Genomic DNA, 18,817 nt, shown 5'->3' with positions numbered 1-18,817 from the left:
TCTAGATTATTTGTCTTGTCCTTGTGATTTTATTTTTCTTAAAGAATTCTTCAATCAAATCTTTAACTTCTTCTTCAGTTTGCATTTTTAAGCATTGTGCAGCTAATCTTTTTGCTTTTTTGTAATCACAACTTCTGATAATTCTTTTAGCATAAGGAATAGTTGATGGTGACATGCTCAGACTATCAAGACCAAGCCCTAAAAGCAGAGGCATCGCAAGTGTATCAGCTGCAAGTTCACCGCAAAGACTAACTGGTTTTTTAGATTTTTTCGATTCATCAATTATATGCTTGAGCGTATTAATTACGACAGGACTGAATTCCTGATAGAGATCTGATACCAGATCATTCCCACGATCAACGGCCATGAGATATTGCACGAGATCATTAGTGCCAATGCTTACAAAATCTACTTCTTTCGAAAAATCCTTTGCCATCACGGCAGCAGATGGAACCTCGATCATTATTCCAATTTCAATATCATCATCAAATTTGATTTTTTCAGACTTGAGTTCTTTTTTACAATCTTCAATTAATTTCTTTGCTTCTCTGATTTCCTTCAGAGTGCTTACCATCGGAATCATCATTTTAATATTTTTATTTGTGCTGGCTTTTAGTATTGCCTTGACCTGCGTCTTGAACAAAGCAGGATTTTCCAGAAGAAGCCGGATACCCCTTAATCCAAGGAAAGGATTTGGTTCTTCAAAATCAAGGAAACGGAATTTATCTCCGCCAATATCAAAAACTCGAATTGTAATTGTTTGCGGATATATTCTTGAAGCTAATTTCGTATAAATTGTTGTCTGCTCATCTTCATTAGGAAATTCACCGAGTTCATTAAGAATTTGCTCAGAACGATAAAGTCCAATCCCATTTGCTCCGCTTGTGATAACCATCTCTATCTCACCGGATACATCGACGTTGGCTAACAATTAATTTTCCTGCCGTCGATCGTGACTGCTTTTTCATCCTTCAACTCTTCAAGTTCTTTTTGAAGTTCAAGCAGTCTTTTTCTTTTCCCTATGAAAAATTCCTTTTGCGCTTCGGTTGGTTTTACAATTACATATCCATAGAATCCATCCACAATTATTTCATCATTGTCTTTAATTTGTGCTGTCGCATTATGAGTTCCGACGACTGCGGGAATGTTTAACGAACGGGAGATAATTGCCGCATGAGAAGTCAATCCACCGTGATCTGTGACAAAAGCAAGCACTTTATTTCTTGAAAGCAGAATTGTATCAGCAGGAGTTAATGTTTCGCTTACAACAATTACATTATGCTCAATTTTGGATTCCCATCTTTTTTTCTGGAGGTTTCTGATGATCCGTTGCTTAATATCTTCAATATCCAACGCTCTTTCTTTCATGTAAGATTCGTGAGAAAGGATCATCTTGCTCTGGTATTTTGATATCTCATCATCAACAATGTACTCAGGAGATTTTTTTTCTGTTTCGATCCTTCGGGAGATTTCATCCAACAAAATCGGATCATCGAGAATCATTAGCTGGGCTTCAAAAATTGCCGCACGTATTTCATCCATTTTTTCACGTGCGACAGTAAAAATTTTGGTAAGTTCTTTTTTTGATTTGGCAATAGCTTCTACAAGATCACTCTTAGCTTTGTCGATATCTTCAATATCAGCTTTACTTATTTGTAGTTTTTCTTTGGTATAGAGATAAGCTTCACCAATTATAATTCCCGGGGCTGCAGCAAGACCTGCAATTTTATTTTCAGCCTGACGATATACATCCTTAAAAGTTTTCAAAGCTCGTCAAATCCCCTTTCAAAATAATCAGAAATTTCTTTTGCTGCCTGTTCTTCATCATCACCATTAAATGAAAGAACAAGTTCGGCACCTTCTTCAGCTGCTAGTGTCATCACACCAATTATACTTTTTCCATTAATACTCATGCCATCCCTTGAAATATAAAACTCACATTTATATTTGGCAGCCATTTTTACGACTGTTGCTGCGGGTCTTGTATGTAACCCTGCTTTATTAATTATTTTAACTGTTTTTTCTATCATCAACTCGTTCGGTGAATTAGCGAATCAGCAAGCCATTTGAATATTCTTTTATTTTCGTCATCAAGCAGATTGATAGAACGTAATGCTTTTTGCGTATAGGATTTAATTTCGCTCCGCGCATCATCAAGAACACCAAGATTTTCGTAAATTTCTTTATATGTCTTAACCTGATTTTTTCTGATACCTTTTCTTTCAATTACTTTAAGAAGCTTTTGTCTGTCTTCCCCCTTAGCTTTTTCAAGTGCTTCGAGGAACAGGAAAGTTTTTTTACCTTCTACCAGATCGCCTCCAATGGTTTTACCAAATTCTTTTTCATCGGCAGAGATATCGAGAAGATCATCCTGTATTTGAAAAGCAATGCCAAGATTTAAACCATATTTAGCAAGAGCATTAACTTGCGAATTTGTTCCGCCACCCAGCAATGCTCCGATTTTACAGCACATTTCAGCCATTGCAGCGGTTTTTTTAGTTATCATCACAATATATTCTGAAAGTGAAACGTTCTTTCTCAATTCAAAATCTGTATCAAGACTTTGTCCTTCACAAACTTCTATCAAACCATGTGTGAATGCACTTATCACTTCTTTAGCATTTCCGTTGCAGTCTTTTAAAAGATATTCGTATGCAATTGAAAGAAGACTATCACCGGTAAGTATAGCTGTATTATTATCATATTTTTTGTGAAGTGTTAGTCGTCCTCTTCTTTTATCAGCATTATCCATTATATCATCATGAACCAGAGTAAAGTTGTGTAGCATTTCAACCGAAGCGGCAGCGTTATAAGCATTTTGGAATATTCCTCCAACTGCTCTTGCCGCAAGCAAGACAAGTAAAGGTCTTAATCGTTTGCCGCCACTATTTAGAATGTATGATCCGGGCTCATATAGCGACGCAGGTTTTCTTTTTTTTAGGGCATTTGAAAGAATTTGATTTATTTTTTTTCTTTCATGTTCGTATAGCTGGATATAAATACTCATTTTTTCAGTATAAAATTTCTTTTCTTGTTATTTTATTTTTCTTCAGATCCTTCAATGTTTTTGATCCCGTAAGAAACAATATTTTTCTGATATCATCGAACCATTCATTAACTAGATTAACCACACCATCAACTCCATATTGATCAAGTTGCTTTAAAATGACTCTTGCAGAAGCAACATAATCTGCACCAAATGCAAAAGCTTTAGCAGCATCCAATGAAGTATTGATGCCACCAGAACCGATCAAAATGAATTTGAATTCTTTTTTGAGTTTTGAATTTTCCCTCAAGCAAAAAGAAGTGGGCAATCCCCAGTCCCAAAAATAATCATTAACTATTGATTTATTTCTAAGCATTTCAATTGCAGCCCAGCTTGTTCCGCCGGCGCCAGCAACATCAATTCCTTTTACTCCTGTCTCGAGAAGCATTCTGGAGGTCACTCTGGAAATTCCGGCTCCAACTTCTTTAACAATTACAGGTATATTAATTTCTTTAACAAGTTTCTTTAAACTTTTGTTCAATCCCTTAAAGTTTGGATTCCCTTCCGGCTGCAATAATTCCTGCAATGGGTTTAGATGTATTACAAATGCATCCGCTTCAATTAAATCGATGAGCATTTTTATTTGGGAGAAAGAATTCAATTTTACTAGTTCAGCAGCACCGAGATTGCCAAGTACAGGAACAGACTTAGCATTTTTTCTAATAACTGAGTAAGTATTTCTAAAATTTTTATCTTCAAGTGCCTGTCTCTGACTGCCAACACCAATTGGTATTTTCAATTCCTCCGCAGCGAGAGCAAGCTTTGCATTTATATTTTCAGCTTCTTCAGTGCCGCCGGTCATGCAGGAAATAATGAATGGATAGTTTATTTTCTTCTTAAAAAATTTTGTCTCGAATGATATCTTTTCAACTTCAACTTCAGTGGCAGCATCATGAATAAATTCGTAATACTCAAAACCAGTGCTCTTGGTTTTAAACGAAACATCTGCATTTAAGCTAAGTTCAAGATGTTCTTTTTTTCTTTTGGAAGTATTATCAGTCATTAAACGGAGAATATGTTTCGAAACAAAAAAATCATCTACTACAAATTATTAAAAATTACATTCAATTGCTTTTAAGTATTAATTAAAGGTTATGAATTCATCAGAAGTCAAATAGATTCTACTAACCTTTATTTCTCCCTGAACTGCATTAGTCAAAATCACCTGATCGGCTTTAACTAGATCAGTTAAATTTAACTGCTGTTGCAATGCTTCGGGATGATTTTGTAAAAAATAATTTCTGTAAACTCCCGGTAGTGCACCTGAACTCAATGATGGCGTAAACCAGGTATTGCCAATTCTAATAAAAATATTAGTTCGGCTTCCTTCAACTATCTCATCTTTTTCATTGAGAAATATCACCTCCCGGAATTTTTGTTTAGAATATTTCTCATATTCATCGTCGTATATTTTTCGGTTCGTTGTTTTGAAATGTCTGAATTTATCTGTCGATGATACTTTATGTTCAGAAAGAATTATCGAAACATTTTTCATTGGTTTACTTATATCGGATACTTCTGCACGAAATTTTCCTAACTTATTCAGCAATAACTTGATTTTCTTTTGCTGATCCGTTTCAATTTGTACTACTAATTGCTCGACATATTTTCTAACTTTCTTCTCACTAAACTTAAAAAGAAAATAATCAGCAGCTAACTTCATTCTTTTAATATGATCATCAAGAAACCTGATTGATCCGTTCTCTGACTTCATAGTTTCAAATATTTCAAAATAATCAAGTGGTTCTGTCAAAAATTTACTTTTAAGCTGAACTTCTTCGTACTCACTTTTTGGATTGCTGTCCCAAACTATTCCTGAACCCAGTCCAATAATACCATTGCCGGATTTCTTATTTATTGAAATAGTTCTGATAGCAACATTTAATTCAATTTCTTTCGGAGTAAACAAACCAATCGAGCCGGTATAAATTCCACGATCTTCCTTTTCAATTTCGTTGATGATTTCCATTGTCCGGATTTTTGGTGCGCCGGTAACTGAACCACAGGGAAAAATATTTGTAATTATATCTTTGAAACTCGTTTTCTTGATTAACTCACCCTGAACCTTGCTGACCATTTGAAATAATGATTCATACTTTTCGATTTTAAAAAGCTTGGGAGTTTTGATACTACCATAACGACAAATTCTTCCAAGGTCATTTCTAATAAGATCCACGATCATAACATTTTCAGCAAGATTTTTTTCACTTCGTTTCAATTCATTTTCAGCTGTTTTATCAGAATTGTGATTGAAACCTCTTCTTATCGTACCTTTCATTGGATGAGATAATATTTCTCTTCCTTTTTTATTGAAGAATAATTCTGGTGAAAGTGATATAATAAAATTCTTTTCATTGTTAATGAATGCAGAATATTTTGCTGACTGATTGAATAGAAGTTTTTGGAAGAATGCATGGTGTGAACCTGAAAAATTAAACTTTCCTTTTATTGTATAATTTACCTGATACGTATCACCTTCTTTGATGTAGTGTTTTATTTTTCTGATGTCCTCGATAAATTCATTTTCAGTACGGCTGAGTTCAAAATCGGTGATCGAATATTTTTCAGTTGACGGATTATCAAAAATTATTTTAGAAGATTTTATCCTTTGAGTCTGAGATTTATCAAAGAAGAAAAATTGAATCAACTTTTTATTCTCATCTCTGAGTAAAGGAGTAAGTTTTTGTTCGAATAAAAATCCTGCTTCATATTCAATAAGAGTATAACCATAATACTTCTTACCAATTAACTTTTGCACTGCTTTAAATGCAAAATCGATTTCATCTTTTTGACTTACTGAAATGGTTTCAACAGGTTTTTTAAATACATATGACACTGCTTTCTTATAAATATTTGGCGTATAAAAGAAAGCTGAATAAGGATTATCTTCGACAAGTTTTATTATATCATCGAATTTCATATTATTTTTTCACCACAAATAAAAATTAATTCCACCTGAAATTATTTGAGAAACTTCTATGCACAAACCACGACTTTCCTTCTGGCAAATATGGAATATGAGCTTTGGATTCCTGGGAATTCAATTTGGTTTCGCCCTTCAGAATGCAAATGTAAGCAGAATCTTTGAAACTTTAGGAGCGAGCATTGACAACATTCCAATTCTCTGGATTGCAGCTCCGGTAACCGGCTTAATTGTTCAGCCAATCATCGGACATATGAGTGACAATACTTGGAACAGGCTTGGAAGAAGACGACCTTATTTTTTAGTTGGTGCAATTCTAGCTTCACTTGCAATAATAGCAATGCCAAACTCGCCCGCACTGTGGATTGCTGCCGGAATGTTGTGGATTATGGATGCTTCAATAAATATTTCGATGGAGCCTTTCAGAGCTTTTGTTGGTGATATGCTACCTTCAGAACAAAGAACTGCTGGTTTTGCGATGCAAAGTTTTTTCATCGGAACAGGTGCTGTAATTGCCTCGGCTCTTCCATATATCATGACAAACTGGTTTGGTATTTCAAACGTTGCACCGGAAGGTGAGATTCCTGATGCAGTTAAATTCTCTTTTTATCTGGGAGCAGTTGTTTTCTTTCTCGCAGTTGCATGGACTGTTTTCAGCACCAAAGAATATTCTCCTGAAGAATTGAAGAAATTTTCTGATGCCGAAAGTCAAATGTCACAAGTTAAAAGTCAAAAAAGATTTAATGTATCGGCATCAAGATTTTTAAAGGATGGTTCAATCTGGTTACTTCTTGGAATTTTATTTACTATTCTGATTACAATCACCGTAAGTGAAATTGATTATGGTTTGTATGTTCTATTTGTAGGTGGTGCAATTTTCGGATTATTACAAATTCTTGCAGGTTATCTCGTAAAAAACAATAAAGCTGCAAGTGGTTTTGTCATAGTTCTGAATGATCTTTATAACATGCCTAAAACGATGAAGCAACTTGCAGTTGTTCAATTCTTTTCCTGGTTTGCACTTTTCGCAATGTGGATTTATACAACTCCGGCTGTTACTCATCACATTTTCGGTGCAACGGATCCAACGACAGAATTATATAATAAAGGTGCAGATTGGGTTGGTGTATTGATGGCAACATATAATGGATTCGCTGCGGTCATGGCTTTCATTCTTGTTTGGCTTGCAAAATTAACCAGTAGAAAAACTGTTCACTTTATAAGTCTTGTTATTGGAGGATTGGGATTGGCTTCGTTTTATTTGATAAAGGATCCAAATCTACTCTTACTTTCTGAGTTAGGAATCGGACTTGCCTGGGCATCAATACTTGCAATGCCTTACGCAATACTAACAGGATCACTTCCAGCAGAAAAGATGGGAGTTTACATGGGAATATTTAATTTCTTTATTGTAATTCCCCAAATAACAGCTGCAAGTATACTGGGATTTTTTGTCCGAAATGTCGTTGGAGGAGAAGCTATTTATGCTCTTGTACTCGGTGGTGCTTCAATGGTAATTGCAGGAATAATGGTAATGTTTGTGGATGATGTTGACAGCTTTTAGCAACAGATCATCTACCTAAACTTAAAAACAAAATCGCTATCAAACCGCTGGCAAGAGCCAAAACTCCCCATCGGTTTAATTTTTCTTTCCAGATCCAGAAAGCCATTAGAGTTGTCAGCAGAATAATACCAACATTGATTAGTGGAAAAACAATTATTGCCGGAAGAATAGCTAATGCATTCAGAAGAAAAAAGGTGGTGAGAACATTTGGAACTCCCAGAGCCAATCCCAACATCGCAGTTTGTTTTTCTATTTTGATTTTTTTTATGATGATATAAGTTGATGTATAGATGAATGCAGATGAGAAGATAAACAAAATAAAAAATGGTTCCTCCTGCTGTGTCCTAATCACTTTAAATAATTTGAGTGCAAAATCATTTATTCCGATACCGACAAACACTGCAAGTAAAAATAAATATTTCAAAGTTCCATCTCCATCTTTGTGTCCGCTCTTCACCGAAAAGTAAAAAAGAATAAAAGTAGCTAGTGTAAAAACAAATCCGATCAGGTAGAGTTCATTCGGACTTTCATTAAAGAAAAGAATTGAAATAATGATTGGAATTATGACTGATAATCTTGAACTTGTAATTGCCAATCCGGTTCCTGCGTGCTTAATCGCCAATGCTAGCGCAAAAAAAGGTTATAACAAACAGAAATCCGAGTGCTGCACCAAACAATAATGTTTGAGACGAGAATTTTGCCGAAGGATTGATCAACAGCAATATCAATGCTATTGAAGAAGCAACCAGGTAATTGCCAGCGAGCAGGACAATTAATTCACCTTTCCTCGTATCGTTGAATTTGAGGATTAATGCAATACTTGTCGAGCAGAGAATAACTAAAAGAAGGAAGTGCATTTAATAAATCTTTAATGTGAAATTGTTTTATACGTATGTGAAATATAAATGGAAATCATAAAAATTCCCTGCCATTAGTAAAATGACAGGGATAAATTTGATAGATGGTTTATTTGAAGAAGGATATCATTTCAATAATATCATATTCTTAACTTCAACGTAACTACCAGCTTTTAACTCATATAAATAAACACCTGACGGCAGATTGTTTGCGTTAAATTCCATTTCAAATCTACCCGCAGATTGTTCTTCATTCACTAATGTAACCACTTCTTTTCCAAGCACATCATAGATCTTCAATGTCACAAAACTGCTTACCGGCAACTGGTAACTAATTACTGTAACAGGGTTGAACGGATTAGGATAGTTTTGGAACAGAACGAAATCATCGGCAGCCGTCACTTCAACTTCAATTGAATTTGAGTAGTTGGAACTGCCATCAAAATCAATTTGCTGCAGTCTGTATTGAACTTTACCTGAAGAAACATTTTGATCAGTAAAAGAATAAACTTTTATTTCAGTTGTAGTTCCACTTCCTGAAACAAAACCAATTGACTGCCACTCATTGTCATTCTGAGCGACCTGCCTGCCGGCAAGGCAGGAGCGAAGAATCTCAAATCCGCGATTATTTGTTTCTGTGGAAGTTATCCAGTTAAGTAAAACATCTGCTCGCTGCACCGTGGCCGTAAATGAAACGAATTCGACTGGAATTATCGGTTGTCCAAGCTGACCGAGTGGATTAATATCCTGAGCATAAATCCCTTGTGTATCGAGTCTTCTATCACCCCAGACAAGTTTACAATTTTTATAAACATCCATGGCCGTTTCCATCTGGAGTTTTTCTTGTGTTGGATTTGAAAGTGTAACAAAATCTCCCGGCCACAGAAATGCACCGGAAGTATCACAGGCAAAACCCATTGTTTTAGTATTTAATCCTGATCCTTCGCTGTCTAAGTAAAACATATAAACTTTGTCAATACCCATGTGAGATGACAAGTCACTAATAGATTTAGTATTCGGAGGACTTAAAGGAATAAAAACTTTACCGGTGTTACCCCAAAGTCTGTTTCCTGTTGGTGAAAACTTTTGTCCAGAAATTCCGTTCTGATTTTGATTCGGTTCTGTTTCCATCCAGAATATATAAGTTTCCTGAGTTGCAAGATTGAAAGCAATCTGCGGATAAAATTTATTTCGTTGGGAAGCAAGAGATCCCTCAGATCCGTCGGCTGGGAAATATAATATACCCGTTGAAGAAATTCTTTGCACAAATGAACTCGAAAGATTATTACCAGCTCGTCCATCATACCATGCAATCAATGCTCCATTATTACCATCAGGTTCAACTTCCGGCACTTGAAAAGAAGCCATCTGTCCATTGTTTTGAATCATTATTCCATTCGTTCCCCATAAGAGTTGTCCATTGACATCAAGTTTATGCGCCCTGATTCTTGCTTGATAAATTCCACTTGGTACTGTATGTATAAGTATTACTTCTCCATTATCAGATTTAACAAGTGCCGGCCAGCTATAATCTTCTGTTGCACTTTGAATTAAAATTGGTGTCGTTCCCCAAATTTTCTGACCTGTTGGTGATAATTTTTGCAGAGCTATTTTCTGACTTCCATCAGAACTGATCCATGCGAAAACTATGTTGCCATCACTCGTCTCAGTTAAAGTGGGAGATGGTTGGAAGCTGTCACTAGAAGAAATATCGATACCATTACTTCCCCAAAGGAAGTCACCACTTGAGCTAATTTTATAAGCAACCGGTTTTAATAAACCTCCTGATCTGATATCGCTGAAAACTAAAACTGCATTATTGTTCTGATCGCATATCAAATCATAATCTGTTATCCAACTATCCTGAGGATTGTTACTTATCAACAAACCATCTGGTGCCCACATTTTATAACCAAGCGGATCAAGACGTTGAAGATAAACATTATAAGCACCCGATCTTGTATCAAACCACGATATATAACAACCGCCGTCCGATGTCATTGCAATTTTTGCAAGTGCTTGCTCTCCGGTTACATCGCAAATCATTAAATTGGTGTTTGGATCTGTTGACCATTGTGCAAATGAAGTGGAAACTAAAACAAATAAAAGCGAATAGAATAATTTTTTCATAGCATTCTCCCTTTATAGAAAATTTTATTTTATAATAATCTCAATCTCATATTCCCTGACTGAAAGAAAGATGAAAAGCCGTCATTGAACCATGCGCTTTCTTACCGTAAAAATCTATCCAGTATGGAAATGTTTCGATTCTTGGATAAAAATTATTTCCTGAATCTGTGGGTGGTAGATAATATATTATAGGATTCCCTGTTTGATCTTCAAATGGAAATAATTGGTTATTATATAAATACCTATCTGTCACATAATTTACTGAAAGATCGATTGGTCTCTTCACAATAATACTGTCTATCAACACATCTTGATTTATAACCCAATTAAATTGAACACTATCTCCGTTAGATCTTATTATATAATCCAAAGTAATATCAACAAATGGCAAACCGTCAACAAGTGTAATTTCTTTTGTGGAGGATATGTTTTCAACAACCTTTGCCGAGAAGAATGCAGTATCATAATACTGTAAAAATAAAAATAGATCATAAATCCCTGCTTCAAGATTTAAGGTGTCAGGTGTATTTTTACCTGTATCAGTTCCCATCAGATATATTCTAGCGCCAGATGGAATTGATTTTACCACAAGGTTTCCTTTTGAAGTTGTTGATGGTGGATCTACTGGGCTATCATCAGAACAACGAATGAAAGCAAGTGAAAAAATTATAATAGAAATAAGTGATAATATTTTCATAATATTTTACCCCGGAATAAATGCTACTACAAACTAAAAGAAATTATTTTTTGAAGTCAAAAAGAATCGCTTTGTAATTAACAATTAAAAAGCCCTGCCAATCAATATTGACAGGGCGTTTAATCATCAAAAAAATATTTCTAACGTAAGTTTGCTTTAACAGACTTTTCCTTTACCAGCAGCCATAGTAGAGCTGATATTGCAAGTGTTGTACCGCTGATGATGAAAATTAAGTTTTTATCTTCCGCCTGTTGTATAAAATAACCTAAAACCAAACTGACAATCAATTGAGGTAAAACTACAGATAGATTAAAAATACCCATAAAGAAGCCCATCTTTGTCTGATCAACTTTTTCCGACATGATTGCAAAAGGAAGACTAACAATTGCCGCCCAACCAATTCCACAAACTGCCATCAGCACATAAAGCATGATGGATGTCTTTCCTAACAGAACAATTCCAAAATATCCAAGTGCCATTATTGCAACGCAGGTTAAATGAGTTTTTACTCTTCCGATTTTTTCAGTGATTGGTTCAAGAACGAAAGCCGGAAGGATAAATCCTACTGCATTCAAAACCAGGAATGAAATTGCAATTATTTGTCCTGTCTCTGTTTCGTTACCAGGATTCAACTTTTGTTGAATGTAAGCTATTATATAAACAAACATTGTCTGCACACCGATCCAGGAAAAGCCATGTGCAAAATATAATTTTAATAATTCTCCCCATTCTGTTACTTTGGATTTGAGTTCAGTTAATTCGGTTTTCTGCTTGGGTTCAGTCAGTTCCTTACTTTCTTTTATGAAAAATGGTGGAATGAAAGAAAATCCCAGAACAATAAATGCTCCGAGATAGATCAAAAAATAATTTCCGAAGATTGCTCCGATTGCATAAGCCATTACTCCCCAGAAACCTGAGATGGTCTGCATCCAGGTATAACCTTTTGTTCGCGGAACTCCATCCGGAGTTACATCTGCAATAATCGAACGTGTTGGATTAAAGCTGATATTAATTGCAAGGTCAAGTGTTAACGCAACAACTATTGCAACAGCAAGAATACTTCCAACACCCAGAAAATCATTAATTGCTCCGATATTGGGAAGCGCAATGATCATAATAGCAGCGAGAGTTCCGCCGATTAAAATAAATGGTCTGCGTCTTCCACCCCAGAACCAAACTTTATCACTAATCAATCCGATTATAACCTGACCGAAAATTCCCGCAAGCGGACCTGCTGCCCATACAATTCCTATTTCGTGAATATCTAATCCATACTGTGAGTTTAATATCCAGCTAAGCACAGCAATCTGAATTGAAAGTGCAAATCCCATTGCAGTTGCTGGTAAAGCAAGTAAAGCATAAAAAGTGTTTGTTAGTTTTTTCTGGATTTCGAGCATGTTATTTCCTTATTAAAAATATTTCAGCAGTCATTTTATTTAATTGAATGTTATCGACAGAATCAAGTTTGATTTCTTCTTTCGTTTTTAAATTGAACAATCCATTTGCTTCAGGAAGAAAATTTTTTAATTGTGAAGACTCAATTGATAATTCTTCCTCACGTGAATTTATAAGCACAAGTGTTGTTTCATCTTCATAACTTTTAACCAGCAAATACACATCATCAAATGGATAAATGTGCCTTAATTTTCCTTTTGCAAGTGATGGATATTCATTCCTCAGTGAGATTAGCCCTTTCAAATAATTGAAGAGATCATTTTCTGTTTCTGTCCTTCCTTCAGTTATAAATGCACTTCTTGTATCACCAGAAAATCCTCCCGGAAATGGTTGTCTTAGTTCTCCGTGTTTAGTTCCTCCTGTAATACCGATTTCTGTTCCATAAAATATTTTAGGGATGCCTCTTGTAAATAAGACAATATTTAAAGCGATTTTATATTTATCTATGTTCCCTTTTGCCACAGCATTGCACGATCAACATCATGATTATCAAAGAATACCAGAAGATTGCCAGGATCAGCATATACAATATCCTGAACAATAGTTTCATACACGTTGTAAATACTCTTTGATCCGCTTAGATAATCACGAATCGCATCGGACAGGGCAAAGTCAGTTACTGATGGAAGGTTTGAATCAAAATCTAATTTTCTAATAGGTGATTTTGATTGATACCCTGAGACCACTGCAGGAACACCTTGCCATATTTCTCCGACAAGATTGAAGTTTGGATATTCTGATAAAATAGCTTCAGCCCAATCAGCTAAATACTTGATCGTTATATGGATAAGTATCTTCTCTTATCCCATCAATACCTGCAAACTCAATCCACCATAAAGTATTTTGAATTAAATAATTTTTTAAATAAGGATTTCGCTGATTTAAATCGGGCATATAGTCTGTAAACCAACCTTGCTGGTTCATCATGACTATCATTGAGTCACCGTGAATATCGAGAAACGCCATCTTATCGTGTGAAGCTCTGATAAAATTTTCCGGTGTTCCATTGAACCAATCCTGCATTGGAAGATTTTTTACCCAGTAGTGATTTATCCCGATGTGATTGCTCACGTGGTCAAGAATAATTTTCAATCCGCGCTTGTGAGCCTCATCTACTAATTTTTTATATAATTCGTTGCTACCGAAACGGGAATCAATTTTATAAAGATCGGTAGCAGCATAACCGTGATAACTCATCCACATATTGTTTTCGAGCATTGGAGTAATCCAGATGGCTGTGATTCCGAGCTCTTTCAGATAATCTAGCTTTGACATTATGCCTTCAATATCTCCACCTTTTCTTCCATCAAGATCTGCGGATGTAAATTGATCAAGTGAATCACCAATGGTATTATTTGAAGGATTTCCATCACAGAAACGATCGGCGAATATCAAGTAGACAACATCTTTATTACTGAAACCTATGTATTCTTCAGCTGTGATTTCTCCTTTCAAAATAGGATAAGAGAATATTTTATTAACATTACCATTGGTAAAAACTAGATCGTATTTGCCAGGATCTGAATCAGAAGAAATAACAATATCCACAAACAAATAAGAATTGCTTTGAGCTGGTTGAACTCGAAGAATATTCAATTCTTTATTTGAAGATTCGACATTAACGTTCTGTAGATTTTCACCATAAACCATTAATTGTAATGTATCCCATTTCATTCCAACCCACCAGTTGGGAGGTTCGATTTTTTGAATCGAAAAATCTTGGGATAGAGCGTTAAAGCTAAGAAGGAAAAGAAAAATTACTGCTTTGAGGTTTATGGAATACAAGTGGTTTTATGACAATTGAATAAATTAAATCGAAGGTTAAAATAGCCAAAGGGCTGTAATTTTGAAAGACGATTTTACCTTGTTCCGATTTCCTCAACTGGTACCCATAAAATGAAATCTCAAATTAAAGCCGTTCCTAAGGCATAATTCTTGTCAAGTATTCCTATTCAGTCGAGAAAATTTTTAAGGAAGAACATATGATGCACTTAATAAAAACCTTTCCAATTTTATTTGTTATTGTGATGATTGGACTTATCGTTTCCTGCGAAGATGATAAAACTACTAATCCGCAGGATCAGGCACCAACGATACCTCCCCAATCAAGCATGATAATTAACTTCGATGAATTTCCTGATACAACTTCACTCAGTAAAATTGAGTCTACTCAAGCTACAAAAAGAAACTGGGGATGGGCAGCATACAACGTTTCCGTTTGGAATTCAATTTTGACATTGACACTGGCTGTTCCAGTGGCAGCTTTTAATGAATCGTTTAATCATCAGCCTGTAAAACAATCTGACGGAAGATGGCTTTGGCAGTACAGCGTTTCGGTTAATGAAGTTGTCTTCACAGCTAAGCTGTTCGGGGAGATTGTCACAGATGGAGTTGAATGGCAAATGCTGCTTTCACAACAAGGAGCATTTGAAGATTTTGAATGGTTCACAGGATTTTCAAATACCTCTGTAACTGAAGGAACATGGACTCTGAACAAAGAACCGAATAATCCTTCTCCATTTCTTTACATTGAATGGAAAAGAAATACCCAGGAAGGAACTGCTGATGTTAAATACTCACTCGTATCACCAACCACTCCAGCAGATGGGAGTTATATTTTCTACGGAAAAACAAATGAGGTACCTCTTAACAGATTCTACCATATTTATCAGGCTGAACAAAATAATCTGATTGAGATAAAATGGAATTATGAACTTCGTTTCGGTAGAGTGAAAGATGCAATTTATTTTGAAAATCAGAACTGGTACTGCTGGGATGAACGGCTTGATGATACCGAGTGTACTGAATAATTACATTTCTAGAATCTAGAAAAGAAGGCAGTCAGGGTGGCTGCCTTTTTTATTTTGCTTTTTGCAGATTGTAACTATAGGTTTTATTTGTTGAAAATAAAATTTATAGAAAGGGTCAGAAAATGAAACATAAAAAGTATCACTTGATTTATTTCTTCTCGCTTCTATTATTCATTCTCTCGTTCATATCTACTACCACTGCACAAACATCTTACCTTGATTCACTCGATGGAAAATTTGCATTGCAGTTTCAGATTAATGAGAATTTTACATTAACAAATTTCCAGGGTACTACATTCTCAGGGAAATATCATTTAGGGAAAAAATCTGCAATTCGTGCAGGGTTATCATTATTTTTTGATGACTCCAGCTTTGATAGAGAATCAACTTATAATGATAATGATACATTGAGCTATGTTGAAAAAAGTGACAATAATTCAATCGGATTAACTATTATCACGCAGTATGTATATTATTTAGTTAGAACAGATGATATTGGATTTTATTTAGCTTCTGGTCCAACTTTTGGCTTTGGTCATTCCGAAGGAGAAACCAAACTGTCAATTTCCGATAGCACAGTTGAGAAGGGTACTGGATCAACTGATAATTTCAATGCTGGCCTCGATGCAATAATCGGAGTCGAGTGGTCGTTCCATAAAGATATGAGTCTCTCAGCTGAATATGGGATAAAATTTTATTATACTCATCAAACTTCAGAATTTGAAACTACTTCAAGAAAAGACAAACGAACAAATGAAGCAATCAGACTAACACCAAACTACATAAACTTTGGTATATCAGTTTATTTCTGATTTTAATTCGTTTAATATTCATTGACAGCTGATAATTTACGTACACAATAGAAAGGATAACGATAGAGCTTTCTTTCTCTTGCATTTAACTTCATTTAAGGGGATTTTTACGTTTGATTTTTTAATTGGAACATCCGGCTACTGACGGAATGAAAATAAACGACGAAGAAAAAAATATAACGGTCAATCGTAAAGCCAGCCACGAGTACCACATACTTCAAACTATTGAAGCTGGCATAGCTTTGGTCGGAACTGAAGTTAAATCGCTCAGACAAGGTAAAGCAAATCTCGTTGACGGCTATGCTAAGATTGAAAAAGGAGAGGTGTGGCTTGTAAACGTAAACATCAGTGAGTACACACAAGGCAACATTAATAATCACGATCCACGAAGAGACAGAAAGCTTCTTCTCAACCGAAGTGAAATAAGGAAACTTATTGGCAAAACGAAAGAAAAAGGATTAACTTTGGTGCCATTAAGATTGTATTTTAAGAATGGAAAAGTCAAAGTCGAGCTGGCATTAGCTAAAGGTAAAAAAGTTTACGATAAACGTGAATCTATTGCCAAAAGAGATTTTCAGAGACAACAGGAAAGAAGAATAAAGTATTAACTACAGGATGTCATTGCGAGTCCAACTCTAGTTGGGCGAAGCAATCTTTAGTTTTAGATGAGATTGCTTCACTTCGTTCTCAATGACAATTACAAAATAAAATGAATAAATTAAATTTTCCCCCAATTCCCGAGCAGATGGACCTCATTAAAAGAGGTACTAGTGAAATTATTCCCGAAGAGGAATTAGTAAAAAAGCTTGAACGATCTCTAAATGAAGGTCTACCTTTGAACATAAAGCTTGGATGCGATCCTTCAAGGCCTGATCTGCATATAGGTCACTCTGTTGTTTTGAGAAAGCTTGCACAGTTTCAAGCACTCGGACACCAGGCAATATTAATAGTCGGGGACTTCACCGGAATGATTGGCGATCCATCTGGTAGAAATGCGACACGTCCATCACTCACTTTAAAAGAAACGAGAGAACACGGACAATCTTATTTTCAGCAAGCTTCAAAAATTCTTGATGCAAAGAAAACAAAGATTGTTTATAACTCTGAATGGCTTGGCAAAATGAGCTTTGAGGATGTTATAAAACTTGCAGCCAAGTACACAGTTGCTAGAATGCTTGAACGCGATGATTTCACAAAGCGCTACAAAGCCGGCGAGCCGATCAGTATTCACGAACTACTCTACCCTCTTGCACAGGCAATGGATTCAGTTGCAATTAAAAGTGATGTTGAACTTGGAGGAACTGATCAGAAGTTTAATCTGCTAGTTGGAAGAGATATTCAGAGAGAACATGGACAGGAACCGCAAATTATTTTAACAATGCCGCTGCTTGTTGGAACAGATGGCGTTGAGAAGATGAGTAAATCTTACGATAATTATATCGGAATATCTGAATCTCCAAAAGAAATTTTCGGAAAAACATTATCGATCCCGGACAGCCTGATTTATATCTATTACGAACTCGCAACTGATATATCATCATCAGAATTAAAAGAAATAAAGCATCAGCTTGAAGATTCAAAAGTAAATCCAAGAGATATCAAAAGAAAACTTGCAAGAACTTTGGTGAGAATGTATCATAGTGAAGAAGCTGCGGTTCAGGCACAGGAAGAGTTTGACAGAATCTTCATAAAGAAAGAAGTGCCGGATGAAGTCGAAGAATTTAAGATCGATGAATCTAACAAAGAGTTTAATATATTAGACCTGATCCTGAAAGTAAATTTTGCTCCATCAAAAGGTGAAGCCCGCAGATTGGTTACACAAGGTGGAGTATCAATTGATGGTAATAAAATAACTGATTTGAATTATAATGCGAAGCTTAATAATGGTATGGTCCTGAAAGTCGGTAAAAGAAAATTCATTAAATTCATTAATTAAATAACGGAGGGAACTCAATTGTACAGACCAACAAAAATCTTTTTCACCAAGGGTGTCGGCAGAAGTAAAGAATATTTGACTTCATTTGAATTATCATTAAGATCCGCTGGAATCGAAATGTGCAACCTTGTTTCAGTGAGCAGTATTTTTCCTGTTAATTGCCGACGTGTTACTAAAGAAGAAGGTTTAAAAGAAATCCAACCCGGGCAAATAGTCCATGCTGTTATTGCCAGAAATTCTACAAACGAACCAAACAGATTAGTGGCTGCTTCTTTGGGTGTTGCATTACCTGCAGATAAAGATGCTTATGGTTACTTATCGGAACATCATCCTTACGGTCAGACAGAAAAAGTTGCAGGTGAATATGCTGAAGATTTAGCAGCAACAATGCTTGCAACTACTCTTGGTATTGAATTCAATCCAGATACAGATTGGAATGAGCGCGAAGACATTTATAAAATGTCGGGAAAGATTGTTAAAACTTTTAATATCACTCAATCTGCCGAAGGCGATAAAAACGGTCTGTGGACAACTGTCATTGCTGCCGCAATACTTCTTCCATAAAGATTTTAAGTGGAACGCGGACT

General features: G+C 35.5%; 18 protein-coding genes and 1 pseudogene. 6 read left to right on the top strand and 13 right to left on the bottom strand.

Features of this window, described 5'->3' with window-relative positions; all coding sequences use genetic code 11:
• Position 1 precedes the first annotated feature (1 nt).
• From ptsP to pabB, 5 genes and pseudogenes are all read right to left on the bottom strand, one after another.
• Positions 2 to 1,767, bottom strand: a pseudogene (ptsP, locus tag IPM14_16675) (phosphoenolpyruvate--protein phosphotransferase).
• Positions 1,764 to 2,030, bottom strand: a complete 267-nt coding sequence (locus tag IPM14_16670) for an HPr family phosphocarrier protein (GenBank protein ID MBK9099705.1) — start codon at positions 2,028 to 2,030, stop codon at positions 1,764 to 1,766. The pseudogene ptsP and the gene IPM14_16670 overlap by 4 nt, the downstream one beginning before the upstream one ends.
• Positions 2,030 to 3,007 (bottom strand): polyprenyl synthetase family protein, encoded by a 978-nt coding sequence (locus tag IPM14_16665; GenBank protein MBK9099704.1) that lies wholly within the window; start codon positions 3,005 to 3,007, stop codon positions 2,030 to 2,032. Before IPM14_16665 ends, IPM14_16670 begins: the two co-directional genes overlap by 1 nt.
• A 4-nt stretch (positions 3,008 to 3,011) precedes the next feature.
• Positions 3,012 to 4,049, bottom strand: a complete 1,038-nt coding sequence (locus IPM14_16660; GenBank protein ID MBK9099703.1) for a type 2 isopentenyl-diphosphate Delta-isomerase — start codon at positions 4,047 to 4,049, stop codon at positions 3,012 to 3,014.
• Positions 4,050 to 4,127: 78 nt separating this feature from the next.
• On the bottom strand, positions 4,128 to 5,966 hold the full coding sequence (gene pabB / locus IPM14_16655; protein ID MBK9099702.1) for an aminodeoxychorismate synthase component I: 1,839 nt from the start codon (positions 5,964 to 5,966) through the stop codon (positions 4,128 to 4,130).
• Positions 5,967 to 6,024: 58 nt separating this feature from the next.
• Here pabB and IPM14_16650 point away from each other — a divergent pair, with 58 nt between their 5' ends.
• Positions 6,025 to 7,533: an MFS transporter gene (locus IPM14_16650; protein ID MBK9099701.1), complete on the top strand. Its 1,509-nt coding sequence runs from the start codon at positions 6,025 to 6,027 to the stop codon at positions 7,531 to 7,533.
• Positions 7,534 to 7,540: 7 nt separating this feature from the next.
• On the opposite strand, the gene IPM14_16645 is transcribed toward IPM14_16650, so the two are convergent.
• The 8 genes from IPM14_16645 to IPM14_16610 all read right to left on the bottom strand — a co-directional run bounded on the left by IPM14_16645 (position 7,541) and on the right by IPM14_16610 (position 14,346).
• The gene (locus tag IPM14_16645; GenBank protein ID MBK9099700.1) at positions 7,541 to 8,155 is read right to left on the bottom strand and encodes a hypothetical protein; all 615 of its coding nucleotides are present in this window, start codon (positions 8,153 to 8,155) and stop codon (positions 7,541 to 7,543) included.
• The gene (locus tag IPM14_16640; protein ID MBK9099699.1) at positions 8,145 to 8,390 is read right to left on the bottom strand and encodes a hypothetical protein; all 246 of its coding nucleotides are present in this window, start codon (positions 8,388 to 8,390) and stop codon (positions 8,145 to 8,147) included. Before IPM14_16640 ends, IPM14_16645 begins: the two co-directional genes overlap by 11 nt.
• Positions 8,391 to 8,516: 126 nt before the next feature.
• Entirely contained in the window at positions 8,517 to 9,374 is an 858-nt protein-coding gene (locus IPM14_16635) for a T9SS type A sorting domain-containing protein (GenBank protein ID MBK9099698.1), read from the bottom strand.
• Positions 9,375 to 10,566: 1,192 nt separating this feature from the next.
• The gene (locus tag IPM14_16630; GenBank protein MBK9099697.1) at positions 10,567 to 11,217 is read right to left on the bottom strand and encodes a PEGA domain-containing protein; all 651 of its coding nucleotides are present in this window, start codon (positions 11,215 to 11,217) and stop codon (positions 10,567 to 10,569) included.
• A 140-nt stretch (positions 11,218 to 11,357) separates the two neighbouring features.
• Complete coding sequence (locus IPM14_16625) at positions 11,358 to 12,614, bottom strand: MFS transporter (GenBank protein ID MBK9099696.1); 1,257 nt, start codon at positions 12,612 to 12,614, stop codon at positions 11,358 to 11,360.
• 1 nt (position 12,615) lies between these two features.
• On the bottom strand, positions 12,616 to 13,134 hold the full coding sequence (locus tag IPM14_16620; protein ID MBK9099695.1) for a cyclomaltodextrinase C-terminal domain-containing protein: 519 nt from the start codon (positions 13,132 to 13,134) through the stop codon (positions 12,616 to 12,618).
• The gene (locus IPM14_16615) at positions 13,116 to 13,358 is read right to left on the bottom strand and encodes a hypothetical protein (protein MBK9099694.1); all 243 of its coding nucleotides are present in this window, start codon (positions 13,356 to 13,358) and stop codon (positions 13,116 to 13,118) included. The genes IPM14_16620 and IPM14_16615 overlap by 19 nt, the downstream gene beginning before the upstream one ends.
• Positions 13,359 to 13,431: 73 nt before the next feature.
• A complete protein-coding gene (locus IPM14_16610; GenBank protein MBK9099693.1) occupies positions 13,432 to 14,346 on the bottom strand; it encodes a cyclomaltodextrinase N-terminal domain-containing protein in 915 nt (304 codons plus the stop codon).
• Positions 14,347 to 14,654: 308 nt separating this feature from the next.
• On the opposite strand from IPM14_16610, the gene IPM14_16605 reads away from it, so the two are divergent.
• The 5 genes from IPM14_16605 to IPM14_16585 all read left to right on the top strand — a co-directional run bounded on the left by IPM14_16605 (position 14,655) and on the right by IPM14_16585 (position 18,794).
• A complete protein-coding gene (locus IPM14_16605; protein ID MBK9099692.1) occupies positions 14,655 to 15,482 on the top strand; it encodes a hypothetical protein in 828 nt (275 codons plus the stop codon).
• Positions 15,483 to 15,604: 122 nt separating this feature from the next.
• Positions 15,605 to 16,294, top strand: coding sequence for an outer membrane beta-barrel protein (locus tag IPM14_16600; protein ID MBK9099691.1), 690 nt, complete (start codon positions 15,605 to 15,607; stop codon positions 16,292 to 16,294).
• A gap of 149 nt (positions 16,295 to 16,443) precedes the next feature.
• The gene (gene smpB, locus IPM14_16595) at positions 16,444 to 16,902 is read left to right on the top strand and encodes an SsrA-binding protein SmpB (GenBank protein ID MBK9099690.1); all 459 of its coding nucleotides are present in this window, start codon (positions 16,444 to 16,446) and stop codon (positions 16,900 to 16,902) included.
• A gap of 101 nt (positions 16,903 to 17,003) precedes the next feature.
• Positions 17,004 to 18,230 carry a tyrosine--tRNA ligase gene (locus IPM14_16590; GenBank protein MBK9099689.1) on the top strand — a complete coding sequence of 409 codons (1,227 nt, stop codon included), beginning with the start codon at positions 17,004 to 17,006 and terminating at the stop codon, positions 18,228 to 18,230.
• Between the two features lie 18 nt (positions 18,231 to 18,248).
• Entirely contained in the window at positions 18,249 to 18,794 is a 546-nt protein-coding gene (locus IPM14_16585) for an arginine decarboxylase, pyruvoyl-dependent (protein ID MBK9099688.1), read from the top strand.
• Positions 18,795 to 18,817 lie beyond the last annotated feature (23 nt).

The organism is bacterium (genome assembly GCA_016716565.1).
Lineage (GTDB): Bacteria > Bacteroidota > Ignavibacteria > Ignavibacteriales > Ignavibacteriaceae > IGN2.
The sequence above is the reverse complement of the archived record's forward strand: the minus strand, read 5'-3'. Positions and strand labels throughout refer to the sequence as shown.

Excerpts from the sequence above, each read along its gene's own strand:
- IPM14_16670 (MBK9099705.1), bottom strand. The coding sequence starts at position 2,030 with ATGATAGAAAAAACAGTTAAAATAATTAATAAAGCAGGGTTACATACA.
- IPM14_16665 (MBK9099704.1), bottom strand. The coding sequence starts at position 3,007 with ATGAGTATTTATATCCAGCTATACGAACATGAAAGAAAAAAAATAAAT.
- IPM14_16660 (MBK9099703.1), bottom strand. The coding sequence starts at position 4,049 with ATGACTGATAATACTTCCAAAAGAAAAAAAGAACATCTTGAACTTAGC.
- pabB (MBK9099702.1), bottom strand. The coding sequence starts at position 5,966 with ATGAAATTCGATGATATAATAAAACTTGTCGAAGATAATCCTTATTCA.
- IPM14_16650 (MBK9099701.1), top strand. The coding sequence starts at position 6,025 with ATGCACAAACCACGACTTTCCTTCTGGCAAATATGGAATATGAGCTTT.
- IPM14_16640 (MBK9099699.1), bottom strand. The coding sequence starts at position 8,390 with ATGCACTTCCTTCTTTTAGTTATTCTCTGCTCGACAAGTATTGCATTA.
- IPM14_16635 (MBK9099698.1), bottom strand. The coding sequence starts at position 9,374 with ATGGGTATTGACAAAGTTTATATGTTTTACTTAGACAGCGAAGGATCA.
- IPM14_16630 (MBK9099697.1), bottom strand. The coding sequence starts at position 11,217 with ATGAAAATATTATCACTTATTTCTATTATAATTTTTTCACTTGCTTTC.
- IPM14_16625 (MBK9099696.1), bottom strand. The coding sequence starts at position 12,614 with ATGCTCGAAATCCAGAAAAAACTAACAAACACTTTTTATGCTTTACTT.
- IPM14_16610 (MBK9099693.1), bottom strand. The coding sequence starts at position 14,346 with ATGAAATGGGATACATTACAATTAATGGTTTATGGTGAAAATCTACAG.
- IPM14_16605 (MBK9099692.1), top strand. The coding sequence starts at position 14,655 with ATGATGCACTTAATAAAAACCTTTCCAATTTTATTTGTTATTGTGATG.
- IPM14_16600 (MBK9099691.1), top strand. The coding sequence starts at position 15,605 with ATGAAACATAAAAAGTATCACTTGATTTATTTCTTCTCGCTTCTATTA.
- smpB (MBK9099690.1), top strand. The coding sequence starts at position 16,444 with ATGAAAATAAACGACGAAGAAAAAAATATAACGGTCAATCGTAAAGCC.
- IPM14_16590 (MBK9099689.1), top strand. The coding sequence starts at position 17,004 with ATGAATAAATTAAATTTTCCCCCAATTCCCGAGCAGATGGACCTCATT.